We start from the raw sequence: 22,041 nt of genomic DNA, 5'->3' as shown, positions 1-22,041 counted from the left end.
AATAAGGGACGAGAGTACTATAATTCCCGCGGTGCCACCCAAATTGACGGTAAAACCGCCCAACTTGATTCCTTAACGCGGAAAACGGCACGGGTTACTTATAAGTTCACCAATGCAGGCTCCAAGGCGAGTTCATCTCTGTCGTACAGGCTTCCACCAACCGCCTGCTCTCTAAAATCGACAGCAAAGATTACTATTCCTCATCAATGCCAAAGCTATTGCTATTAGTTTACCCGAATCTTAACATTTTAACAACACTCATTTTACGCCAACAATAACATCCTTAACAATTAACGGCGCTTCGGTTGATTCTACGACATTCTGAATCGTGAAACCCTCGAATACTTCTTTCAGTTCTAATCCTGCTGGCGTGACGTCTATCAATGCGCGTTCTGTTATTATTTTATGGACAACTCCTTTTCCTGTTAAAGGAAGTGAACACTGTTTTTTAATTTTTGCAGAGCCATCTTTTGCGACATGATCCATTATGACGATGATTTTCTTAGCACCGTGAACGAGATCCATTGCGCCTCCCATGCCCTTAATCATCTTGCCAGGAATCATCCAGTTAGCAAGATCGCCTTGTTCCGACACTTCCATCGCGCCAAGAATCGCCACATCGACATGTCCTCCGCGAATCATCGCAAATGATTCCGCACTATTAAAATAGGCTGAACCCGGGATCGTCGTGACTGTTTCCTTTCCCGCGTTGATCAAATCGGGATCGACTTCATCTTTGACCGGATAAGGTCCAATGCCAAGTAGGCCATTTTCCGATTGTAGGACAACGGTTTTTTCATCCGCAATGTAGTTCGCAACAAGCGTAGGCATACCAATCCCCAAATTGACATAGTTGCCGTCTTCAATTTCTTTTTCCGCTCGTCTCGCAATACGTTCTCGTATATTGACTTGTGTCATCTGTGAACACTCCCCTTCCCTTATCGTGTGGTTAGACGTTCAATTCGTTTTTCCTGTACAGCTTGCAGTAACCCTTGGACGTAGATGCTAGGCGTATGGACTGTTGCTGGATCTAAATCACCTGTCTCAACGATTTCTTCGATTTCTGCAATCGTGATTTTTCCGGCTGCTGCCATCATTGGATTAAAGTTTTGCGCTGTTTTATTATAAATAAGATTGCCAAATTTATCTGCTTTTGCTGCACGAATTAGAGCGAAATCCGCTCGAAGTGATTGCTCCAGAACATACTCTTTACCGTCAAACACGCGAATTTCCTTACCTTCAGCAACCATCGTACCGACACCCGCCGGCGTGTAAAACGCAGGAATTCCAGCCCCACCTGCACGAATTTTTTCAGCGAGCGTACCTTGCGGCGTTAGCTCCACTTCAATTTCACCAGATAGCACTTGGCGTTCAAACTCTTTATTCTCCCCTACATAAGAGCCAATCATTTTCTTAATCTGCTTATTTTTCAATAGAAGTCCAAGTCCCCACTCATCGACTCCACAGTTATTCGAAATGACCGTTAACTCCTTTACCCCTTTGTCAACAAGGGCCAAAATAAGCTGTTCTGGAATGCCCACAAGACCGAAGCCCCCTACCATTAGCGTCGCCCCATCTTCAATACCTGCAACCGCTTCCATTGCTGATGAATAAATTGGTTTCATCCTAACATCCCCCTTTGAATCGTTCGCAATAGATCCTCTATTTAATTAAATCAGACTATAGGAGATGTTGCAATGGTAGCCAATATAAAAACCGGAAAACCTATGAATGGTTTTCCGGTTCGTAACCCGCTTTCTTCAGCGGTCGATCGTAGAGCAATGTCGGGATAATGGCAATACTCACTAGTGCTGTTAATATGAATAACATGACTTGCATGCCATATAAGTCCACTAGTACGCCCCCTGCAAACGGGCCAAGCATCCGACCAATTGTTGCCGTAGAGTTGACAATCCCTTGATAGAAACCGTCTCTTCCTTTTGGTGCAAGCTTACTAGCCAGCGTCGGTATGGCTGGCCAAGCAAACATTTCCCCAAACGTCACAATAATCATCGACACAACAAACATTTTAAACGATCCTGCAAAACTGACGACAATAAATGAAATAAGGAATATCACAATACCAATGATAATCTGTGCTTTTAATTTGTGCTCTAACCGCTTGATAATCGGACTAATCAACGGCTGTCCCGCTACAATTAGTAGCCCATTCAATGTCCATAGGAAGCTATATTCCGTTAATGTCACACCGAGTGATAGGGCATGCGTTGAAATCGTTGTTGACCATTGCGAATAAATCAGCCAGGTAAGCAAATAACCTGACGTCACAATGAGCAAAGCATAAAAAGGCGCTTTGTGCTTGATTTTCTTCTTCTCTCGAATCACATTGGTATGTCTATCAGGAGCGATTTCGAGTTTTTTATAACCAAAGAATGCGATAAAGAAAAACAGTACATAAAAGACGAGATTCGCTGAAAAAATATAGTCAATGCTAGCAACAGCAACGAACCCGGCCAGTGCAGGTCCAATTGCGACACCAACGTTTTGTGCAAGATAAATGGAGTTAAACGCTTTCCTTCCACCTTCCGGCCAAACCGTACCTACCATCGCATACATACTTGGAAAAACGATTCCCCCACTAAAACCGAGAAGCGTCAAAAATGTGACATAAGGATACCAGTCATGTCGAAATACGAGGCCGACTAGTGCGATGATAGAAATCAGGATTCCCCCAATAATTGATCGATAGCCACCAAAACGGTCAAATAAATAGCCGCCCAGCAAGTTCCCCACGACCCCTGCTCCCGCATTCGCCATCAACACAAGACCTGCAACTGATAGCGATTTCCCTAAATAATCATGCATATAAATCGTATTCAACGGCCATAGAAAGGAATTCCCCATAACATTTATGAACATTCCAATCACGAGAAGCCATACTTTTTTAGGCATATTGTCTGCCTCCGTTCATTTACAAAGATGATTTGAGTGTATTCCTTTTTTTGCAATTCAACAATACGCCTGCAAAAAGTTCGATAATTCAGATGATGCGACTTCTAAAAACATGATACAATGTTCTATTAGAGGAGTTGAATATAGTGGAAAATAATTTATTCCCGTTTCCGTCTGAAGGGAAACGCTATCATACATGGTCACGCCATTTAAAAGATGAATTTGGCTTCAAAGTAATGAAAGTTGCACTTGATGCGGGGTTTGATTGCCCGAATCGGGATGGTACTGTCGCATTCGGAGGTTGTACGTTTTGTAGCGTGGCGGGATCTGGAGATTTTGCCGGCGATCGTGTCGATCCGATTGACGTCCAATTCGCCGAAATCAGCGAACGAATGCATAAGAAATGGAAAGACGGCAAATACATGGCCTATTTCCAAGCCTATACAAATACGCACGCACCACTACCAAAACTAAAAGAAAAATTTGAGGCGGCACTCGCACAAGAAGGCGTCGTCGCGATGTCTATCGCAACCCGGCCCGATTGTTTACCTGATGACGTCGTTGATTATTTAGCGGAATTAAATGAACGCACGTACTTATGGGTTGAACTTGGGCTTCAAACTGTCCATGAGAAAACGGCAAGGCTCGTTAACCGTGCACATGATTTTGCAACGTACGTCGAAGGGGTTGAAAAACTTCGCAAGCGTGGCATCCGCGTCTGTACACATATCATTAATGGTCTTCCCCTTGAAGATTACGATATGATGATGGAAACCACCCGTGAAGTAGCGAAACTTGACGTTCAGGGTATCAAAATCCATCTACTTCACTTGTTAAAAGGAACACCTATGGTAAAGCAATACGAAAAAGGGCAATTGGAATTCCTTGAAAAAGAGGAATACATTAATCTTGTCGCTGACCAGCTTGAAATCTTGCCACCAGAAATGATTGTGCACCGGATTACTGGTGATGGCCCAATTGAATTAATGATTGGCCCGATGTGGAGCGTCACGAAGTGGGAAGTATTGAACGGTATCGATAAAGAACTTGAACGCCGTGGCAGTTGGCAAGGCAAACATTTTGCAAAAGAGGTTGAAACACTATGAAGCTACTACGCATCCTGCCTTTCGCTAGACAGTTACTCCGCGACACAATTGTTCCAGGAGAAACCGTCATCGACGCGACTGCAGGAAATGGTAACGACACAGAATTTTTAGCCCAATTTGTCGGTGAAGATGGACATGTCGTCGCATTCGACATCCAACAAGCTGCACTCGAAGCCACCAGCAAACGCCTTGGCAACTTAAATGAGCGGGTCACTCTTGTACTGGACAGCCACGACAATGTTGAACAATACGTCAAAGGACAAATCGGTGGTGCCGTTTTCAATCTTGGCTACTTGCCACACAGTGAAGACTTATCCATCGTCACCACACCAGGGTCAACCCTTAAAGCCATTGACACCATGCTTAGTATGCTAAAAAAAGGTGGCATTATTGCGATTTCTGTCTATGATGGACATGAAGGTGGTCCAGAAGAACGTGACGCACTTCTCAACTATGTAAACAATCTGCACCAGGCAGATGTCCATGTCATTCGCTATGAGCTACTAAACCAACGAAACAATCCTCCATTCCTCATCGCACTTGAAAAGATGAAGGAATTTAAAACGGCTAGGCAAGTAGAATGATATAGAAAAAGGTTGTCACGATTTATCAGTGACAACCTTTTTTCATTCAAAAATTTCGGATATCCGCAATTGGACCAACCACTTTGAAACCTTCATGTTCCATAAATGAAATCAATTTCTCCGCTGTGTGCTCCGCACTACTTAACATCCCCTGCTCTTTGTAATCAATAAACCGCTCCAGTAGCGGAAACGCCTCTTCCCGACTCGCTCGAATCGTTTCCTGCATCCCCGTATCAATAATCCCTGGTGCGATAGCAACGATGTCAACTGGATACTCAGCATTTGCCTGTTCAAGCGTAACAACTCGCGAAAAATGATCCAGTCCTGCTTTCGTCGCGCAATATGTCCCCCATCCCTCATACGCATTGCGGCCCGCTCCAGATGAAATATTGACGATGCGTTTAGGACCTTTATAATCTTTTAACTTTGCGATAAATGTATTCGATAAAATCATCGGTGCTGTTAAATTGACAGACATCGCCGCTGCCATTTCTTCAGGGTGGACAGAACCAATCAATCCAATCGGATCAACCATCCCTGCGTTATTAACAAGTGTGAAGCTAGTCGCTGTTGCACGATTTTCTTCTATCAATGAATCAATCATCCCAGCAAGACCATCCGTTTGCGCTAAATCGGCAACAACAAAATCCTCCGTGTCCACAGGCACCGTCCTCGCAATGCCAATTACTTTATTCCCTTTCGCTCGAAGCTGTGTTGAAAGTTCTAATCCAATTCCCTTCGAAGCACCTGTTACGATAAACACATCCATTTGCTTTCACCTCTATTCACAATATACAACATAGTCGCAAATAAAAACCAATTTCCCCGAAGGAAAATTGGTCTTCATCGCTAACCTCAAATCGCAATAACTCCGATTGCAATAGCAATTGCTAGTAGAACAATACTGAAACCCCACATCATCATGAATGAATAGCGGATATGACGCCCCATTTCGAGTCCTGCTAGCCCTAAAGCAAGCCATAATGCCGGCGATAGTGGACTGACAAATGTGCCGATGATATTTCCGATAATCATGGCATAGGCGGTAGATAAAGAAGTTACGCCAAAACCGGTCACAATCTGTTCTACAACTGGAAACAGTGCAAAATAATAAGCATCTGTACTTAAAAGTAAATCGAATGGAACACCAAACACACCAATAATAATATGTAAATAAGGAATGATGAATGCCGGTAAAATTGTCACAAGATCCGAAGCAATTGAATTCAACATATCGGTTCCATTCAAGATCCCTAAAAATGAACCCGCTGCCAAAATAATGGTCGCCATAAGAATTGCACCAGGCGCATGATTTTGAATGCTTTTCATTTGATCTTGGACAGTAGGATAGTTAATAGGTAGCGCGATACCAACTCCAATCATAAACGCAAAGCCCGCTGGAATGATCCCCCATACTAATACCCCAATGACACTAATGGCTAAAACGACGTTTATCCAATAGAACTTTGGATTGCCCAATGACTTTTTCACTTGAGAATCTTCGTTGTCATCTGTCTCCAAAGATTCCTCATTTACCAAGCCTTTTTTGGCAATTAACCGTTTTTCACGATAACCCAATGCAACTGCTAATACGATTAATAATACAAGTCCGATTAGTTGAATTTGAATAAGCGGCCTCCACAATTCGGTGACATCCATTTCAAGCACAGCAGCAACTCTGCCTAGTGGTCCTCCCCATGGAACCATATTCACGATACTCGCACTTGTACCGACTAGCATCAGTAACAGGTAAGGATTCATTCTTAACCGTTTATATAACGGTAGCAAAGCTGGAATTGTAATAAGGAATGTCGAAGCTCCCGAGCCATCCATTTGCGCAATCGCAGCGATAATAACTGTTCCAACTGCTACTGCAATGACATTCCCACGTGTAAGCGCAATCATCTTATTGATAAGTGGATCAAAAACGCCGACATCTTGCATAATTCCAAAAAAGATAATCGCAAAAACAAACATGACCACTACACTAAAAACAGATTGCGTACCACTTGTGAAAAATTCACCAATCTGTTCCAAATTGAAACCAGCCGCAAATGCCCCACCAATCGGTACGAGCAACAGACCAACAAACGGAGAAACTTTTCCGCTAATAAGCAACACAACAACAATAAGAATCGTAATTAATCCAATAATACTAAGCATAATTTCTCCTTTCTAGTCAACCGTAGTTCACTAATGAAAAGGAAGAGTTATCTATGAAAGCGGATACATATTTCTGTAATGATAGAAATATAGTCTCTGCACAAAAATAACCTTCTCTATTTCAAGATTTTCTATACTCAGAAATTTATCATAGAGAGGCTAGATTAATAAGGTTATTTACTTTAAAACACTAATGAACATTGTGGACATTTTGTTCATTTTGTTCACGGACTATATTTCCGCTCTGGACGACCGATATCTCCATATTTAAGTTGAGCATCCGCTTTTTTTATCGACACTAAATACTCCAAATAACGCCTTGCCGTCGAGCGGCTTACCCCCACTTTGTTGGCAGCTTCTAATGCAGTCATCCCTAATCCGTCATCCATTTGTAAAATGTCTTTTATTTTATCTAACGTAATCTGATCGATTCCTTTTGGTAATTCCCCTTCATTCTCCTTTTCCAGAGCGTGGAATCGGCGCGATCCTGTCAAACGATCGATTTCACTCTGGTCGAGTTCCACCCTGGATGCTAAAAGATGAGTTTGGTCATAGTACCTTTTTAATGTTTGCTCAAAACGACCAAAATCAACCGGCTTCACAATATAATCAAAAATACCCCCACGTAACGTTTCCGCAATCGTTACCACTTCTTTGGCAGCTGTGACCATAATAACATCTATCTCGTTGAATTCTTGTCGAAGTTTCCAAAACAAACTTAGTCCTGCCGAATCCGGGATATAGACATCCAATAAAATAAGTTGAGGCAAGGCTGAATGACTGCGTAAATAGGCTAATGCTTCCTCACTTGTTTTCACGATTTCTAACACCGTAAACCCTGCTACCCGTTCAACAAACTGACGATTAATATCGGCAATTCGAAAATCATCTTCTACAATTAATACTTGAATGGTTTCATGCATCATTTTCTGTCCTTTCCCCCGAATCTTTCGGTATAGAAATCACAAAGCTTGATCCCCCAAGCTCTCCGACTTCCAAATAGAGTACCCCATTGACTTCCGCAATCAATTGCTGTGTCAAAGCTAATCCGAAACCACGGTGAACACCTTCTTTGGTCGTAAACCCTCGTTCAAATAGCCTGTCTGCATATGCTTCGGGTATCCCTTCTCCAGAATCCTCTATTTCAAAAATAAGATCATTCCCGATATCCGTAAAGAAAATCAAGATTTTCCGATTAGCAGGTGAATTGTCTCTAACGGCATCCATTGCATTATCAATAAGGTTCCCTATAGCGGTTAGCAGTGCTTCAGTTTGTTTTTCACTTAAGGGCGACGCTAATACACTTTCTTCCTGGATCGATAAATCAATACCTAGCTCATTTGCCTGATTTAACTTACCTAACAAGAGTCCGCTCACCAATGGATCAGCTACATTCTGAATCAACAAATAAATCCAGTTTTTCTGCAACGCACTTTCCTTTTGAATATAGGTAATGGCTTGTTCTTTTTTATTTAATTGAAGCAATCCTAGAATCAGGTATAACTTATTCGAAAATTCATGTGTTTGAGCACGTAAAGCATCCGCATATTGCTTGACCCGCGTCAATTCTTTCGTTAAAAAATCAATTTCAGTCTTATTTCGAAAGGTGAAAACAGTCCCTATACATATGTCTTCAATGTAAATGGGTACTTTGTTGACAAAAACGATTTTTTTACCAATCATCAGCTCTTTATCAACTTGGGCGTTACCGTCATTCAAATAATCCATCAACTGATGCGCAGGTGATAGTTCATTTATCTTTTTTCCTATATACTGTTCAGGGTGAATGGTCTGGTCCAAAAGTAGACGCTGTGCAGCAGAATTAATCATCGTAATAACACCGTTTTGATTAACAGCTATGATGCCTTCATGGGTGGACTGGAGAATTGTCTCTTTCTGTAATAATAAATGAGCAATCTCTTCCGGTTCGAATCCAAACAACATTTTTTTGATATAGGAAGCAACAAGTACTGCCCCAATAATCGCAACAAACGTGATGATGACTAACACAAGCCATAGTTGATTGTTATAAGACTGGATAACATCTTCTAAATCATCAGCCAAAAAACCAACTGAAACAATTCCCACAATCTTCCCGTCTAAGTACACAGGTACTTTGGCTCGTAGCGAGCTGCCCAATGAGCCAACTGCTTTTGAAACATACGACTCGCCATAAACCAATGCTCTCTCGCTGTCTTCACCTATCATTTTCTGCCCAATTTGATCGACACTCGGATGCGCATACCGTATTTCTTCCGTATTTCCGACCACAATGAACTCCGCGCCGGTTGCTTCTCGAATTGGTGTAACAATTGGATTGATAATAGAGGCCGGATCTGCGTGTCCAAATGCGCCTGCTAGTTCAGGAATACGTGCCACACTTTCCGCAACACTGAGCGCACGCTCCCCCAATTGATCTTCCAAAGTGTCCGACATGAACTGATCGATGAACAGCCCAATAACAGCAACTATAGCTATAACAAGAATACCTATCAAAAATATCAATTTCATTTTCAAGTTAAACGTAACGTTTGGTTTCAAATGGGTGTTTTTAAGGTCGCTTTTTTGAAAATGAATCATCGGAACAATCTCCTTACAATTGAATAAGTATATAAGCTCGAAATATAGCAGACTTAAGTGGGAATAGCAACGTGTGCCTCTACCAAAAACGTCTACTTTGTTGGAGGTTTAGCCAAAATAAAAAGCTTGCTCATTCTCATGAGCAAGCCTTTCTATCGATTATTCTAGTATTTTAATTTTGACGTTTTTACGGCCCCATTTATACGCTTCGTTTTTTGTTGGGAAAAACACATCAATTTTGTTACCTTTGATGGAGCCACCCGTATCTCCCGCGATTGCATAGCCGTAACCTTCCACATGGACTTTCGTTCCTAGCTTAATGACCTTCGGATCGACCGCGATTACCTTCATGTCCGGGTTACTTTTCAAATTAATGCCCGTTGCAGTGACGCCGCCACAACCATTACAATTCGCCGTAAATGCGCTAGCTGAAACCGTAAACTCTTTGACCACCTTGTCTGAATCTGAACGTGATGGTGTTTTTGAAACTGCTTTGACTGCAGCTTTTGGTGCAGCTGCTTTTTTCGTTTTATTCCCTCCAGAAACGACTGTTAGTTTCTGATTCGGATAAATGATCGTCGATTTTAAATTGTTCCATGCTTTTAAATTAGAAACGGATACATTATGCTTTTTCGCAATAACGGATAGCGAATCCCCACTCTTCACTGTGTAAGTGGTAGGTGCCGCCCAGCTTTCATTTGCCCCGCTGACCAATAATGCAATCGTAATGATGAGTGTTCCAAGAATTTTTCTCAAGTACTCTACTCCCTGCTTTTTTAGTCTATACTTATCTTAGCAGGCTAATATTACAGCAAGATTACAATCGTCCACCTTTCCCGTTACAAAAGCAAATGGAATATTACATGATCGGAGTGTTATAGCGTGGCGAAAGTATCTGTTCGCAGAGCGAATAAGAATGATGCGAAACCCCTTGCAGACGTACTAGTAAGGAGTCAATGGTTTACATACAAAATGCTCTACAGCAAGGAATACATACAAAAACTGATCGACAAATATTACAATGTGGAACGTATTGAGAAAGAAATCGTCTATATTGGTGAAGAATGGCATGGCTATTTTATTGCAGAAATGGACGGTAAGATTGTGGGGGCCATCGGTGGTGGGATGAATGATGATGCAGCAGGAGAAGTATACGTCCTATATTTAGACCCTACCCTACGAGGACAAGGAATTGGTACTCGTCTGCTAGACTTCTTTACGAAAATTCAAAAGCACACATACGGTGCCCAAGAACAATGGGTTTCTGTCGCAAAAGGCAATGATTATGGCATTCCTTTCTATGAAGCACGGGGATTTGTCTTCCAACAAGAAGAACTGGCATACGGGACAACAGAAGAAGATCGAGACATATCCTTAAAGTATAAACGTAACATTTAAGGAGGCTGACAGTGAAATATAAAAAATGATATTGTTAAGCATCGTCATCGCGTTCCTCACGGCTTTTATCCTACCGAAAATGGGGAAGGCTTTGGGCTTCCGTTGTCCTGGGTGATTTATCATGGTTTTAAATCCATCGAGAATGCCATTGAATTATTGCATGTCAGCAATTTTAGTAGCAACAGCTTTGACCTAACGATGCTTCTCGTCAATTCATTTATGATTTATTTTATCCTACTCATTCTGTATAAGGTTTTGAATAAAGTAAATGCAGATATCAAGTAAGAAAGGTGACTTCCATGATTGCAATTGCAGGATACATTAGGGAAATGATTCCTTATATAATCATTATATTGCCCTTCATTCTCATTTTTCGCACCATTTATAATAAGTTACGTGGTGTAGACAGAATTCAGCTACCTCGTGAAATCGGAGTGGTTAGCTTTCTGTTATTTATGACCGCATTATTTTCACAAACGATACTGACGTTTTTATATACAGGTCCAGTTGTTACTCGCACATTTGCGAACATCAATATAATCCCTTTTAGAGTCTTTCGGGATAACTACTATGCGATCACCGAATTGAATTATTGGCAACCCTTTATCATTAACTTTTTAGGTAATATCTGCATCTTCATGCCAATTGGTTTTATGGTTCCATTATTATGGAATCGTTTTAATCGACTTTGGAAAGTTGCGCTCTTTGGATTTGGAATTTCCTTCTTTATTGAAACTATGCAATTATCCCAAGCAAGGAGTACCGACATTGATGATTTATGGCTGAACACATTAGGAAGTATACTCGGGTATAAAATGTATTGCTTCACCGTAAAAGTGTATCCTCGGGTCGCTACCCTGTTTAGAAAAGATTAATTTCAACTCGCGATATATTGCATATATCAATAGCAGTCGTTTTGCTGTATAATGATTACATAATACCTTATACAGGATGGTGATTCACAATGCCGATACCTACAGATCATGCAAAACCGATCCGTATTACCGCAAAGGAAAATGCATTCAACCAGCTTCAGCAATGGATTATTGATGGAACCTTACATGCAGGCGAAAAGCTAAACGATACAGAGCTTGCCAGCGCGCTAGGGGTAAGCAGAACGCCAATCCGTGAATCTTTACAATTGCTTGAAGTACAGGGATTCGTCAAAATGTACCCAGGGAAAGCAACTCAAGTTACCGAAGTGGACAAGAATTCGATTACAGACCTTCTTCCCCCACTTGCCGCCTTGCAAGCATTATCCGCAGAACTTGCAATCCCACATCTATCTGATGAAGCCATTGAATTACTGGAAAGTACCAATGAACGATTTGCAGAAGCGGTGCATACAAAAGATTACTTTTCAGCCTTAAAAATCGATGAAGAATTCCATCAAATCGTAGTCGATATAGCCAATAATTCATATATCCATTCGATGGTTGCCTCGCTTCAGGCACATGTTAGACGATTATTTTTCCATAACTCTATCGTCTTAACTGTACAATCGATTGATGAACACGCCAAAATTATTCAATTACTGAAAGAACGTGACGCTACAACCGTTTCTGCCATCATGCGGGATAACTGGTTGAGAGCGATTGATGAATTTCATTCACTGACGTCTACTAAAGTCGTATAACAAAAGCCGGCTCCCTTCAATGAGGAACCGGCTTTTTATTTGCATCATTCAAGATTTCAGCAATACTTGTTTTGTTGCGGCTTTTTTATATCGAATAATCTGCCGTATGTAGAAGGCAGTGACACCCGCAGTCAGGATTGCACCAATGAAAAGCGATATCGTGTAGTCCATGTTAAAGCCTTCAGGTGCGTAGAAAATATACGTACAGACGACGCCGGTCATAAATAAAGCAGGTACTCCCGCAATATAATGCGATTTCCCGACATTCATTAAAAATGCAACGGCTGTCCACAACATGACCGTTGCAGAAAGTTGATTCGTCCATCCGACATAACGCCATAAAAACGTGTAGTCAATTGTCGACAATAAGAACATCGGTATGCCTAACGCAAGTGTAATTCCAAGAACAATGATCTTTTTATCAGGATTAACCCATTTAGAAATCATTTCAGTCGCAATCATCCGAGAAGAGCGAAGAGCAGTGTCACCCGTTGTAATAGGTAAAATAATCACTGCTAAAATTGCCAGGATGCCTCCAACCGTCCCTAATAGAGAAATTGAAATTTCATTTACAACTCCAGCAGGTCCTCCAGCTGCCAGGGCATCCTGTAAACCACCAGTCCCTCCGAAGAACGTCATCCCTGCTGCAGCCCAAATGAGCGCAATCACACCCTCGGCTATCATTGCACCGTAGAAGATTTTACGGCCTTCCGACTCTTTTTTCATCGTACGAGAAACGATTGGGCTCTGAGTCGAGTGGAATCCTGAAATTGCACCACACGAAATCGTCACCATAAGAAGCGGCCATATCGGCAAGTCACCCGGGTGTAAGTTCTCCAATGTCAGGTTCGGAATTGGCTGCCCCCCAAAAACAAGTGCGACAGCGATTGCAACTGCCATAAAGATAAGGATAGCACCGAATATTGGGTAAATTCTACCGATAACTTTATTAATTGGTAAAATTGCGGCCAGTATAAAATAACCGAATACGAGAATGAGTGCCGCCATAAAGCTAAGTGGTGTAATTTGTGCAATCAACTGAGCCGGCCCTGCAGTAAATGCAGCAGCAACAAGAATCATCAAGACGATCGAAATGAGCGTGATTGATTTTTCAGCAAATCCTCCTAAATATCTTCCGACAATCGTCGGGAACTGAGCCCCACCATGTTTCAGTGACAACATACCGGAGAAATAATCATGGACCCCTCCCGCAAATATGGCTCCAAAAACAATCCATATGAACGCAACAGGGCCATACAGCGCTCCTGCAACGGCACCGAAAACCGGGCCAAGCCCCGCAATGTTCAATAATTGGATGAGCCATCCCCTCCACCAGCTCATCGGCACATAATCCATGCCATCATTCACTGTGTATGCCGGTGTTTCCCTGGCATCATTCACCCCAAATGCTTTTTCAACGACTTTCGAATAAACTGCGTAGCCGGCAAATAGTAAAATCAAAGATGCAAAAAAAGTTACCATTTACGCTCCTCCTCTATGTATATATCGAATACACAAACTATTATATATTATTAGATATATAAAACAAGTGGAAAAATTGATGAAGGCGATAAAATGTTTTTATGCTTTCAATGACACCTCGGCGTAATTGCGTCCAAATTTTGAATGGCGCTTGCGCACGTCTAATCTCCAGGCGCCAGCCGTGCGGGTGACTAACTTCTTTCAAAATTTGTGACTTCCCCTGGAGGCTTAACTTGATTCAGCAAGGGTTTGAACCCCTACTGAAATTGAATGGCTATTTGACAGTCATCTGTCCACCAAGTACCCATGAACGATTTGCAGAAGCCTTGCATATAAAAGATTACTTTTTAGCCTTGAAAACCGATGGGAAATTCCATCAAATCGTTGTCGATAATTCGAATATCCATTCGATGGTTGCCTCGCTTCGGGCCCATGTTAAACAATTATTTTTCATAACTCCATCGTCTTAACTGAACAATCGATTGATGAACACACCCAAATTATTCAATCACTAAAAGAACGTAACGCCACAACCGTTTCTACTATCATGCGGGATAACTGGTTTCGGACGATTGATGAATTCCATTCGCTGACGTCTACTACAGTCGTATAACAAAAGCCGGCCCTCGATGAGGAACCGGCTTTTCATTTGCTTCATACAGGATTTCAGCAAAACTTGTTTCGTTATAGCTTTTTAGAACGGATAATCTGCCGAACATAAAGGACAGTCACAATGGCAGTCAGAATCGCTCCGATAATTAGCGATATCGTGTAGCCCATGTTAAAACCTTCAGGTGCGTAGAAAATATACGTACAAACGACACCGGTCATAAATAAAGCAGGTATTCCCGCAATGTAATGCGATCTTCCTTTATTCATTAAAAATGCCACAGCTGTCCACAACATGATCGTTGCAGATAGTTGGTTTGTCCATCCGACATAACGCCATAAAAACTCGTAGTCGATTGTCGATAAAAAGAACACCGGGATGCTTAGCGCAATTGTAACGCAAAGAATGATTATTTTGTTATCTGGATTGACCCATTTAGCAATAGATTCAGTAGCAATCATCCGAGAAGAACGGAGAGCGGTATCTCCCGTCGTAATCGGTAAAATAATCACCGATAGAATAGCTAAGATACCCCCAACCGTTCCTAAAAGAGTAATCGAAATTTCATTCACAACACCAGCAGGCCCCCCCGCTGCCAAAGCGTCCTGTAAACCGCCAGTTCCTCCGAAGAAGGTCATTCCTGCCGCAGCCCAAATAAGTGCAATCACACCCTCTGCTATCATGGCACCATAGAAGACTTTACGGCCTTCCGATTCTTTTTTCATCGTCCGGGAAACGATTGGGCTTTGTGTCGAGTGGAAACCAGAAATCGCACCACACGAAATCGTCACCATAAGAAGTGGCCAGATAGGCAGGTCGCCCGGATGCAAGTTCTCCAATGTCAGGTTCGGTATTGGCTGATCACCAAATACGAGTGCGATAGCAATTGCAACGGCCATGAAAATAAGAATAGCCCCGAATAGCGGATAAATTCTACCAATAATTTTATTAATCGGCAAAATCGTAGCCAGTATAAAATAAGCGAATACGAGAATAAGTGCCGCCATAAAGCTAAGCGGAGTAATTTGTGCGATCAGCTGAGCCGGTCCTGCCGTGAACGCGGCAGCAACAAGAATCATCAAAGCAATCGAAATAAACGCGACCGCTTTTTCAGCAAATCTCCCTAAATACTTCCCAACAATTGTTGGAAATTGTGCGCCACCATGTTTCAAAGATAACATTCCGGCAAAGTAGTCATGTACGCCTCCTGCAAAAATACAACCAAAAACAATCCAAATGAACGCGACCGGCCCATACAATGCACCTGCAACCGCTCCAAAAACCGGGCCAAGCCCAGCAATGTTCAATAATTGGATGAGCCAACCTCTCCACCAACTCATTGGCACGTAATCCATGCCATCATTCACCGTATAGGCTGGTGTTTCCCTAGCATCATTCGCTCCAAATGCTTTTTCAACAACTTTCGAATAAACTGCGTAACCGACGAAAAGTAGAATCAAAGATGCAAAAAATGTAACCAATTACGCTTCCTCCTCTATGTATAAAAACGTAAAACTCACTACTATGTGATGCCGAAATAAAGATTTTCTTCAAACCCGCTTCAGCGCTTACACGCAGTCTATATAACTATTCAATTGTTCAACTTAGATTGTTGAACAAAGTATTGATAGTAATAAAAAAGACCTTTATCACCACTACTCTTAAAGTGATAAAGGTCCAACTATCATTTTTATGCCTGCACTGAAGTCGTTTTTAGTAAACGCGCGACAATACCTGTTATTAGCATGATCGCAAGAACCGGTAACAACCAACCAAGGCCTTGACTATAGAATGGCAACACGTTTTCATAAAAAGTCACAATCGGCGTCATCCATCCAAAATAGTCGATATTCAATGATTCACAAAGTGATTTTAACCCGTCGATTGTACTAATCATAAATGTGACAACCGTCGCAGATACATATACCAGGCGTGAATGATGGAACAATGGTGATGCAAATGTCAGTAGCATTAATGAAACGGCTAACGGATACAAGAACATCAAAACAGGAATGGAATACGTAATAATATTCGCCAACCCGAAGTTCGCCACCACGAAACAGAACGTTGTAAAAATCGTTACGAACACTTTATAACTAACTTTCGGCATTAATGTATGGAAATACTCGCCACACGCCGTCATCAGACCGATACTTGTCGTCAAGCAGGCAAGTAGAATAACAACCGCCAACATCACCAGTCCAAATGTGCCAAGATAATGTGTAGAAGCTCCACTTAGAACAGGTCCTCCCGTATCAAAATGACCTAGTAGACCTGTACTAGTAGCGCCCAAATACGCAATTCCTACATAGATAATCGCAAGGAATGCTGTCGCAACTGCACCCGTTTTAGCTGTCGCAGCTAAAATGCCACGCTTACTTGTGACGCCCATTGACTTTATGACATTGATAACGATGATTCCAAACACGAGCGACGCAAGTGCATCCATCGTATTATAACCTTCCGTGAATCCTTTCATGAATGCTCCACTTACATAAGGTCCTTGTGGAGATTCCATTGCGCCCATTGGTTTCACAACCACCATGATCAGCAATATAAGAAGTAAAATAATAATACCCGGTGAAAGAACCTTACCAACACGGTCAACAATTTTCGCCGGATTGAGAGATAACCACAATGTAACTCCGAAGAAGATCAAAGTGAAAATAATAGATGCGATTTGCATATTGCCTTCACTAATAAAAGGAGCTATTCCAATATCAAACGCAACTGCCCCTGTACGTGGCGCTGCAAAGAACGGTCCAATTGTTAAATAAAGAAGTGCTGTAAAGATCACAGCATAGAGCGGATGGATACGACTAGCAAGATCTTGTAAGTTCCGGCTACCCGAGAACCCAATAGCTAAAATGCCTAGGAACGGCAACCCAACGCCTGTAATTAAAAAGCCGATTGCTGCCGGCCAAAGATTTGTGCCTGCATATTGTCCAAGCTGAGCTGGGAAAATGAGGTTGCCTGCTCCAAAAAACAAGGCGAATAACATAACACCAATCACAAGATACGATGAAAACGGTAATTTTTTCTGCATAATTTCAGTTCCCCCTTAGATGTCAAACTCGATTACGTATATGCAATATATCACTGAAAATAATAATACCTCTTTCACTAGCGAAATGCAATATATTGCTGAAAGTTATTTGAAAATACTACTCAAATAATTTAATTAACATGTTCCATTGAAGCCTCTTCGGCCTATGGTTTCTATAGAAGTGTTCCGACTATAATAATAGTTGACTCAAAAAACACCCGTACGACAAAGACTTCATGCCATACGGGTTTAGGTTTAGGTTTAGCTTTAAATTTATTTAACTACAAACTTCGTATGACTATGCCCTTCCCTTGACTTGTTCACTTCTAGAATCGCAGGTAATGCTGATTTCAATTCTTCGACATGGGAAATGACACCAATCATCCGACCCGACTTCTGTAAATCAATTAGCGTATCAATTGCTTTGTTCAATGATTCTTCATCGAGCGAGCCAAAGCCTTCATCGATAAACATAGTATCAATCGACACCGAGCCTTGGAAGCTTTGTATGACATCTGCCATTCCGAGTGCTAGGCAAAGGGACGCATTGAATTTCTCACCGCCCGACAACGTTTTCACATCTCGCGTTTGGCCCGTATAAGCATCATAGACATCCAGGCCTAATCCACTCTGCTTGCCACGTACTTCTTGTCGATCGCTACGCATTAAGACAAACTGACCACCCGACATGTCTTTAAGTCGTAGGTTTGCAGATTGAATAATCCGCTCCAAATATTCGATTTGGATAAACCGTTCAAATGACAGGCGTAATCCATTATGCCCTCTCACAACATCATATAGATCGGTCACTTGCCCAAATTCTTTTTCGAGCGCCGCAACGATTGTCATGGATTCTCCTATTTTTGTTTGCAATTCTGTAGCTATTTTTGCAAATTCAACTGAGCCATTATACGCCTTTAAAGCTGTTTCATATGTGACTTTCAATTCAACAAGTACTTGGTCTATTCCGTTTATATCAATTTTCTCTTTCCCTTGTAGCAGTGCCGCAAGCTCTTTTACAGCCTCACGTACAGCATAAAATTGTTGTTTGAAGTTCTCAATCTCTGCTTTCAACTTCTCCCTTGATACTTCGTCCATTTTTGCTTCGTGATAGGCTTGCACTGTTGGAAATTCTGATTTTTGTAACGCCTCTGCAAAACGTTTTTCCGCGATATGTTGTTTTTCTTCCGCCTCAACAAGTGCATGTTTCCCATGAATTTCAGCAGATTTACTAGTCGTTATACGTTCTCTTCCTTCTTCGCGACGTCTCTGAATCATTTCCCATGCAGAATCCAATTCTCGTTTTTGTTGCGTCAATGCGGCAATATGTTGTTCTAGTACTTTCAAATCCCGAATATCTTCCGGAATCGCGTTCAGCGTCTGTTCGAAAAGGGCTTGTTCTTTTTCATATGATGCATGACATTCAAACACAGCTCGTTCGATTACCGCCTTATTCTGCACCAACTCATCAGCTATTTTGCTTTGCTGCGTTAATGTATCCTTCATTTGGCTCAGCTCTTGTCGAGTTGCACGAAGTGCCGTCACTTCTTCTCCCAATCGCTTCTTCCATACATGCAATTTGCTACTTTCTGCCTCTACATGCTCAATATCAACATCCATTTGGACGAGCTCACTTTTTTTCGCCGTCACTTGCTTGAAAGAACTGTCATAATTCGCTATAGTTGTCCGGTAATCACTCTCGATGCGAGCAAGCTTGTCGTTCGCCTTTTCAAGTTCTTCCTTCGTAACCTCAACCTCACCACGATGCGCTTTATCCGGATGATCACCACTACCACATACAGGACAAGCTTCCCCGTCGTGAAGAGTTGCTGCTAATGTTGCCGCTTCGTTCATGAGCCAATCTTGCGCTAACATTTCGTATTCTTTTTTACTCTCCACATACAATATTTCCTGTTTATTACGCTCATCAGCAAATATAGACATTTGTGCTACCAATCCAATAAACTCATCGACAATTCGACACTTTTCAGTAGTGGCAGCCAGTAATTCGACTTGTTCATCAAACGTCATGAGTAGCTTTTCTAATTGCTCTATCTGATTTTTGAGGACGTTCACTTTTTCTATTTCAATTGCTGATTTTTCCGTTGTTACTTGTAAAGTGTCATGGCGTGTCTGCAATTCTTTTTTTAGCGTGACAAGCGCCTCTTTTTTAGATGCCAACGCTGCAACCTTTGGCAAGGAGTCATGTAAACGAATCAAGTTCTCCGCCAATTTCTCACGCTCGGGCTTCTTTCCTTCTTCTATTGTATAAAGCGCTTCAATCTCTTCTACTTCTTTTGCAATCTGCTGAACGGTACGAACAGCCTTTTCAAGATGCTCTGTTTTTGTTCCCACTTCTTTCTTAAGCTCTACAAACTGTATTTCCAATTGTTCAATCGCCACTGCACGTTCTGCATCTCCAAGCCGCTTCGCTTCTGTTTCTAAAAATGGGACCTTGTTCGATAGCTCTGCATATACGTTTTTTCTATGCGCTAACTCATCGAATCGCTCATTTACTCCTTTTGCTACATGGTACTTTTCAAGCATCTCGGCATGCTGTTGAACAGCCGTCTCGTAATGCTGTTTATCAACCTTTCTTTTTTCATTATAAAATAACCGCTCCGTCTCCAATGCACTCATCACTTGATTGTCGTTATAGTTATCATTTGCCAATACGGCAAAAATAGCAGATTCACGCTGCGGTAATAGCGATGGGATTTGCTTAATCAGTCCATCTTTTTGTTGCCTTTCGCTGATAAGAGCAGCCTGCGCTACGTCTTTCTTACCTTTCAGCTTGTCCACAATTTCACGATACGGCTCTGTCCTGAATATTTTCCGCATAATCGTTTCTTTATTTTCTGTATCGGATGTGAGAAACTTTCGGAATTCCCCTTGTGGCAACATAACAATCTGGCTAAATTGGGCCTGTGTGAGGCCAATCAATTCCTCCGCTTTCTTATCAATTTCAGAAACAATTTGTCGATCCACAAACGGTACTTCCCCATCAGCTGTCACTTCGTAAAACTCATATCGGACTGCTGTTTTCGTTTTATTGCCTTTTTTTACATACGGGATTTGCCGCAGTATACGGTACGTTCGGTTATGTATGGAAAACAGCAACTCAACCGTTGTCGGCACTGCATCGTCGGCAAAGTCACTCCGCATGGCTCCACTATCTGTACGGTCTACTCCGCTCGCTTGTCCGTAGAGCGCAAAACAAATACCATCAAAAATTGTCGTTTTTCCAGCTCCAGTTGCACCTGAAATCACGAACAATTGGTTACCTTCTAATTCTCTAAAATCGACGACTTCCGTCCCTTTATACGGCCCAAATGCCGTCATCGTTAATTGGATAGGTCTCATAATTTGTTCCCCTCCTTGTGCATGACTTCGTGAAGCACCTGTGCAAACAGCGCTTCAGTTTCTGCATTAGCCTCTTCACCCTTCATTTCCTCATAAAATGCTTTAAAGAGCGCTAGATCATCCTGTTTTCCATGCTCTACTTGATGTTCGTTTTCTGTCTTACTTGGCGGCATGATCATTTTCCGTTCCACATGCATCGCATTTGGGTATACGGATCGAATTTTTTCCATTGGGAATAAAATCGGTGTGTCATCAAGTAATTTGACGAAAACATAGTCCTCACTTATTGGATGTAAAAGAATATCATCCATCTTACCTTCCACCGTACGCATATCGTGCTGCGGTTTCAATTCTCGTTTTTCCACAGTCACTTGCCCTTTGGCATCCAGTTCAACGACTAAAAATCCTTTATGATGATTTTGTTCCGAAATCGAATATTTCATGGGTGAACCAGCGTAGCGAATGGTTTCATTCAGTACATAATGCGCCTGATGCAAGTGGCCAAGGGCTGTGTAGTGAAATGGCTCGAATAGTTGCGCTGATACATATTCCGCACCACCGATTGCCAGAGGGCGTTCTGAGTCACTAGTATTTTCCTCACTTTCACCGTGAGAAGTCACAAATGCATGTCCAACAAAGACATGACGCGCATCTTCGTGCATGTTTTCACGAATACCAGCTGTCACTTTTTTCATCGCATCATTGTGATTCGAAATCATGTCGTCACCATGAAGATGTTTTACAACAGAGGGGTCCGCGAACGGTACTAGATGAAAATGAACCTCACCGAATTCATCAGAAAGTACGACGGGCTCAATGTCCTTCGTCATTTGACCGGTCATATAATAACCGTTTGCGCGCATCAATCCGCTACCAAAGTTCAGACGCCCCGGGCTATCATGGTTACCACCGATAGCAAGTACGGGTGTCTTCAGTTCCATAATGATTGTTTCAAGCACTTCATCCAGTAATGTAACTGCTTCAGTTGGCGGTACCGCCCGGTCATACAAATCACCCGCAATCACGACTGCATCCGGCTTTTCTTCTTTTATTGCCTCAATGAACTGATCCAGCACGTAGCGTTGACCATCTGTCATATATACACCTTGAACCAGTTTACCTAAATGCCAGTCTGCCGTATGAAAAAATTTCAACTTCAT

20 protein-coding genes and 1 other annotated feature are annotated in these 22,041 nt (G+C 42.0%); of the genes, 7 read left to right on the top strand and 13 right to left on the bottom strand.

Annotated features, from left to right (window positions below; translation table 11 throughout):
• Nucleotide 1: 1 nt before the first annotated feature.
• Nucleotides 2–216, bottom strand: a binding site (T-box leader).
• Nucleotides 217–258: 42 nt separating this feature from the next.
• The 3 genes from ACIQ0H_RS10375 to ACIQ0H_RS10365 form a co-directional block, all read right to left on the bottom strand.
• Nucleotides 259–918, bottom strand: a complete 660-nt coding sequence (locus ACIQ0H_RS10375) for a 3-oxoacid CoA-transferase subunit B (RefSeq protein ID WP_403414021.1) — start codon at nucleotides 916–918, stop codon at nucleotides 259–261.
• A gap of 20 nt (nucleotides 919–938) precedes the next feature.
• Nucleotides 939–1,625 (bottom strand): CoA transferase subunit A, encoded by a 687-nt coding sequence (locus tag ACIQ0H_RS10370; RefSeq protein ID WP_403414019.1) that lies wholly within the window; start codon nucleotides 1,623–1,625, stop codon nucleotides 939–941.
• A gap of 100 nt (nucleotides 1,626–1,725) precedes the next feature.
• Nucleotides 1,726–2,913 (bottom strand): MDR family MFS transporter, encoded by a 1,188-nt coding sequence (locus ACIQ0H_RS10365; protein ID WP_403414017.1) that lies wholly within the window; start codon nucleotides 2,911–2,913, stop codon nucleotides 1,726–1,728.
• A 143-nt stretch (nucleotides 2,914–3,056) separates the two neighbouring features.
• Between ACIQ0H_RS10365 and mnmL the strand changes: the two genes are divergently transcribed.
• Both mnmL and mnmM read left to right on the top strand, forming a co-directional pair.
• Complete coding sequence (mnmL, locus tag ACIQ0H_RS10360; protein WP_403414515.1) at nucleotides 3,057–4,019, top strand: tRNA modification radical SAM protein MnmL/YtqA; 963 nt, start codon at nucleotides 3,057–3,059, stop codon at nucleotides 4,017–4,019.
• On the top strand, nucleotides 4,016–4,603 hold the full coding sequence (mnmM, locus tag ACIQ0H_RS10355; RefSeq protein ID WP_403414015.1) for a tRNA 5-(aminomethyl)-2-thiouridylate-methyltransferase MnmM: 588 nt from the start codon (nucleotides 4,016–4,018) through the stop codon (nucleotides 4,601–4,603). The genes mnmL and mnmM overlap by 4 nt, the downstream gene beginning before the upstream one ends.
• A gap of 46 nt (nucleotides 4,604–4,649) precedes the next feature.
• On the opposite strand, the gene ACIQ0H_RS10350 is transcribed toward mnmM, so the two are convergent.
• From ACIQ0H_RS10350 to ACIQ0H_RS10330, 5 genes are all read right to left on the bottom strand, one after another.
• Nucleotides 4,650–5,372: an SDR family NAD(P)-dependent oxidoreductase gene (locus ACIQ0H_RS10350; protein WP_403414013.1), complete on the bottom strand. Its 723-nt coding sequence runs from the start codon at nucleotides 5,370–5,372 to the stop codon at nucleotides 4,650–4,652.
• Between the two features lie 86 nt (nucleotides 5,373–5,458).
• Entirely contained in the window at nucleotides 5,459–6,766 is a 1,308-nt protein-coding gene (locus ACIQ0H_RS10345) for a CitMHS family transporter (RefSeq protein ID WP_403414011.1), read from the bottom strand.
• Nucleotides 6,767–6,990: 224 nt separating this feature from the next.
• A complete protein-coding gene (locus ACIQ0H_RS10340; protein ID WP_403414009.1) occupies nucleotides 6,991–7,689 on the bottom strand; it encodes a response regulator in 699 nt (232 codons plus the stop codon).
• Nucleotides 7,682–9,346: an ATP-binding protein gene (locus ACIQ0H_RS10335; RefSeq protein WP_403414007.1), complete on the bottom strand. Its 1,665-nt coding sequence runs from the start codon at nucleotides 9,344–9,346 to the stop codon at nucleotides 7,682–7,684. Before ACIQ0H_RS10335 ends, ACIQ0H_RS10340 begins: the two co-directional genes overlap by 8 nt.
• 159 nt (nucleotides 9,347–9,505) lie before the next feature.
• Nucleotides 9,506–10,102, bottom strand: coding sequence for a 3D domain-containing protein (locus ACIQ0H_RS10330; RefSeq protein WP_403414005.1), 597 nt, complete (start codon nucleotides 10,100–10,102; stop codon nucleotides 9,506–9,508).
• Between the two features lie 126 nt (nucleotides 10,103–10,228).
• Between ACIQ0H_RS10330 and ACIQ0H_RS10325 the strand changes: the two genes are divergently transcribed.
• The 4 genes from ACIQ0H_RS10325 to ACIQ0H_RS10310 all read left to right on the top strand — a co-directional run bounded on the left by ACIQ0H_RS10325 (nucleotide 10,229) and on the right by ACIQ0H_RS10310 (nucleotide 12,380).
• Nucleotides 10,229–10,744 carry a GNAT family N-acetyltransferase gene (locus ACIQ0H_RS10325; RefSeq protein WP_403414003.1) on the top strand — a complete coding sequence of 172 codons (516 nt, stop codon included), beginning with the start codon at nucleotides 10,229–10,231 and terminating at the stop codon, nucleotides 10,742–10,744.
• Nucleotides 10,745–10,855: 111 nt separating this feature from the next.
• Nucleotides 10,856–11,029 carry a hypothetical protein gene (locus tag ACIQ0H_RS10320; protein ID WP_403414001.1) on the top strand — a complete coding sequence of 58 codons (174 nt, stop codon included), beginning with the start codon at nucleotides 10,856–10,858 and terminating at the stop codon, nucleotides 11,027–11,029.
• 14 nt (nucleotides 11,030–11,043) lie between these two features.
• On the top strand, nucleotides 11,044–11,619 hold the full coding sequence (locus ACIQ0H_RS10315) for a VanZ family protein (protein WP_403413999.1): 576 nt from the start codon (nucleotides 11,044–11,046) through the stop codon (nucleotides 11,617–11,619).
• An 89-nt stretch (nucleotides 11,620–11,708) separates the two neighbouring features.
• Complete coding sequence (locus tag ACIQ0H_RS10310; protein ID WP_403413997.1) at nucleotides 11,709–12,380, top strand: GntR family transcriptional regulator; 672 nt, start codon at nucleotides 11,709–11,711, stop codon at nucleotides 12,378–12,380.
• Between the two features lie 48 nt (nucleotides 12,381–12,428).
• On the opposite strand, the gene ACIQ0H_RS10305 is transcribed toward ACIQ0H_RS10310, so the two are convergent.
• Entirely contained in the window at nucleotides 12,429–13,862 is a 1,434-nt protein-coding gene (locus ACIQ0H_RS10305) for a carbon starvation CstA family protein (RefSeq protein WP_403413995.1), read from the bottom strand.
• A 233-nt stretch (nucleotides 13,863–14,095) separates the two neighbouring features.
• Here ACIQ0H_RS10305 and ACIQ0H_RS10300 point away from each other — a divergent pair, with 233 nt between their 5' ends.
• Nucleotides 14,096–14,332, top strand: a complete 237-nt coding sequence (locus tag ACIQ0H_RS10300) for a hypothetical protein (RefSeq protein WP_403413993.1) — start codon at nucleotides 14,096–14,098, stop codon at nucleotides 14,330–14,332.
• A gap of 214 nt (nucleotides 14,333–14,546) precedes the next feature.
• On the opposite strand, the gene ACIQ0H_RS10295 is transcribed toward ACIQ0H_RS10300, so the two are convergent.
• From ACIQ0H_RS10295 to ACIQ0H_RS10280, 4 genes are all read right to left on the bottom strand, one after another.
• Nucleotides 14,547–15,953 (bottom strand): carbon starvation CstA family protein, encoded by a 1,407-nt coding sequence (locus tag ACIQ0H_RS10295; RefSeq protein ID WP_403413991.1) that lies wholly within the window; start codon nucleotides 15,951–15,953, stop codon nucleotides 14,547–14,549.
• 209 nt (nucleotides 15,954–16,162) lie between these two features.
• Nucleotides 16,163–17,518: a branched-chain amino acid transport system II carrier protein gene (brnQ, locus tag ACIQ0H_RS10290; RefSeq protein ID WP_403413989.1), complete on the bottom strand. Its 1,356-nt coding sequence runs from the start codon at nucleotides 17,516–17,518 to the stop codon at nucleotides 16,163–16,165.
• Between the two features lie 273 nt (nucleotides 17,519–17,791).
• Nucleotides 17,792–20,881 (bottom strand): AAA family ATPase, encoded by a 3,090-nt coding sequence (locus ACIQ0H_RS10285; protein WP_403413987.1) that lies wholly within the window; start codon nucleotides 20,879–20,881, stop codon nucleotides 17,792–17,794.
• Nucleotides 20,878–22,035: an exonuclease SbcCD subunit D gene (locus ACIQ0H_RS10280; protein ID WP_403413985.1), complete on the bottom strand. Its 1,158-nt coding sequence runs from the start codon at nucleotides 22,033–22,035 to the stop codon at nucleotides 20,878–20,880. The genes ACIQ0H_RS10285 and ACIQ0H_RS10280 overlap by 4 nt, the downstream gene beginning before the upstream one ends.
• Between the last annotated feature and the right edge of the window lie 6 nt (nucleotides 22,036–22,041).

Source organism: Sporosarcina sp. NPDC096371, assembly GCF_044762865.1.
Taxonomy (GTDB): domain Bacteria; phylum Bacillota; class Bacilli; order Bacillales_A; family Planococcaceae; genus Sporosarcina.
The sequence above is the reverse complement of the archived record's forward strand: the minus strand, read 5'-3'. Positions and strand labels throughout refer to the sequence as shown.

Bases quoted from the DNA above. Each gene is read 5' to 3' on its own strand.
- ACIQ0H_RS10375 (WP_403414021.1), bottom strand. From the start codon at position 918: ATGACACAAGTCAATATACGAGAACGTATTGCGAGACGAGCGGAAAAA.
- ACIQ0H_RS10370 (WP_403414019.1), bottom strand. From the start codon at position 1,625: ATGAAACCAATTTATTCATCAGCAATGGAAGCGGTTGCAGGTATTGAA.
- ACIQ0H_RS10365 (WP_403414017.1), bottom strand. From the start codon at position 2,913: ATGCCTAAAAAAGTATGGCTTCTCGTGATTGGAATGTTCATAAATGTT.
- mnmM (WP_403414015.1), top strand. From the start codon at position 4,016: ATGAAGCTACTACGCATCCTGCCTTTCGCTAGACAGTTACTCCGCGAC.
- ACIQ0H_RS10350 (WP_403414013.1), bottom strand. From the start codon at position 5,372: ATGGATGTGTTTATCGTAACAGGTGCTTCGAAGGGAATTGGATTAGAA.
- ACIQ0H_RS10345 (WP_403414011.1), bottom strand. From the start codon at position 6,766: ATGCTTAGTATTATTGGATTAATTACGATTCTTATTGTTGTTGTGTTG.
- ACIQ0H_RS10340 (WP_403414009.1), bottom strand. From the start codon at position 7,689: ATGCATGAAACCATTCAAGTATTAATTGTAGAAGATGATTTTCGAATT.
- ACIQ0H_RS10335 (WP_403414007.1), bottom strand. From the start codon at position 9,346: ATGATTCATTTTCAAAAAAGCGACCTTAAAAACACCCATTTGAAACCA.
- ACIQ0H_RS10315 (WP_403413999.1), top strand. From the start codon at position 11,044: ATGATTGCAATTGCAGGATACATTAGGGAAATGATTCCTTATATAATC.
- ACIQ0H_RS10310 (WP_403413997.1), top strand. From the start codon at position 11,709: ATGCCGATACCTACAGATCATGCAAAACCGATCCGTATTACCGCAAAG.
- ACIQ0H_RS10305 (WP_403413995.1), bottom strand. From the start codon at position 13,862: ATGGTAACTTTTTTTGCATCTTTGATTTTACTATTTGCCGGCTACGCA.
- brnQ (WP_403413989.1), bottom strand. From the start codon at position 17,518: ATGCAGAAAAAATTACCGTTTTCATCGTATCTTGTGATTGGTGTTATG.
- ACIQ0H_RS10285 (WP_403413987.1), bottom strand. From the start codon at position 20,881: ATGAGACCTATCCAATTAACGATGACGGCATTTGGGCCGTATAAAGGG.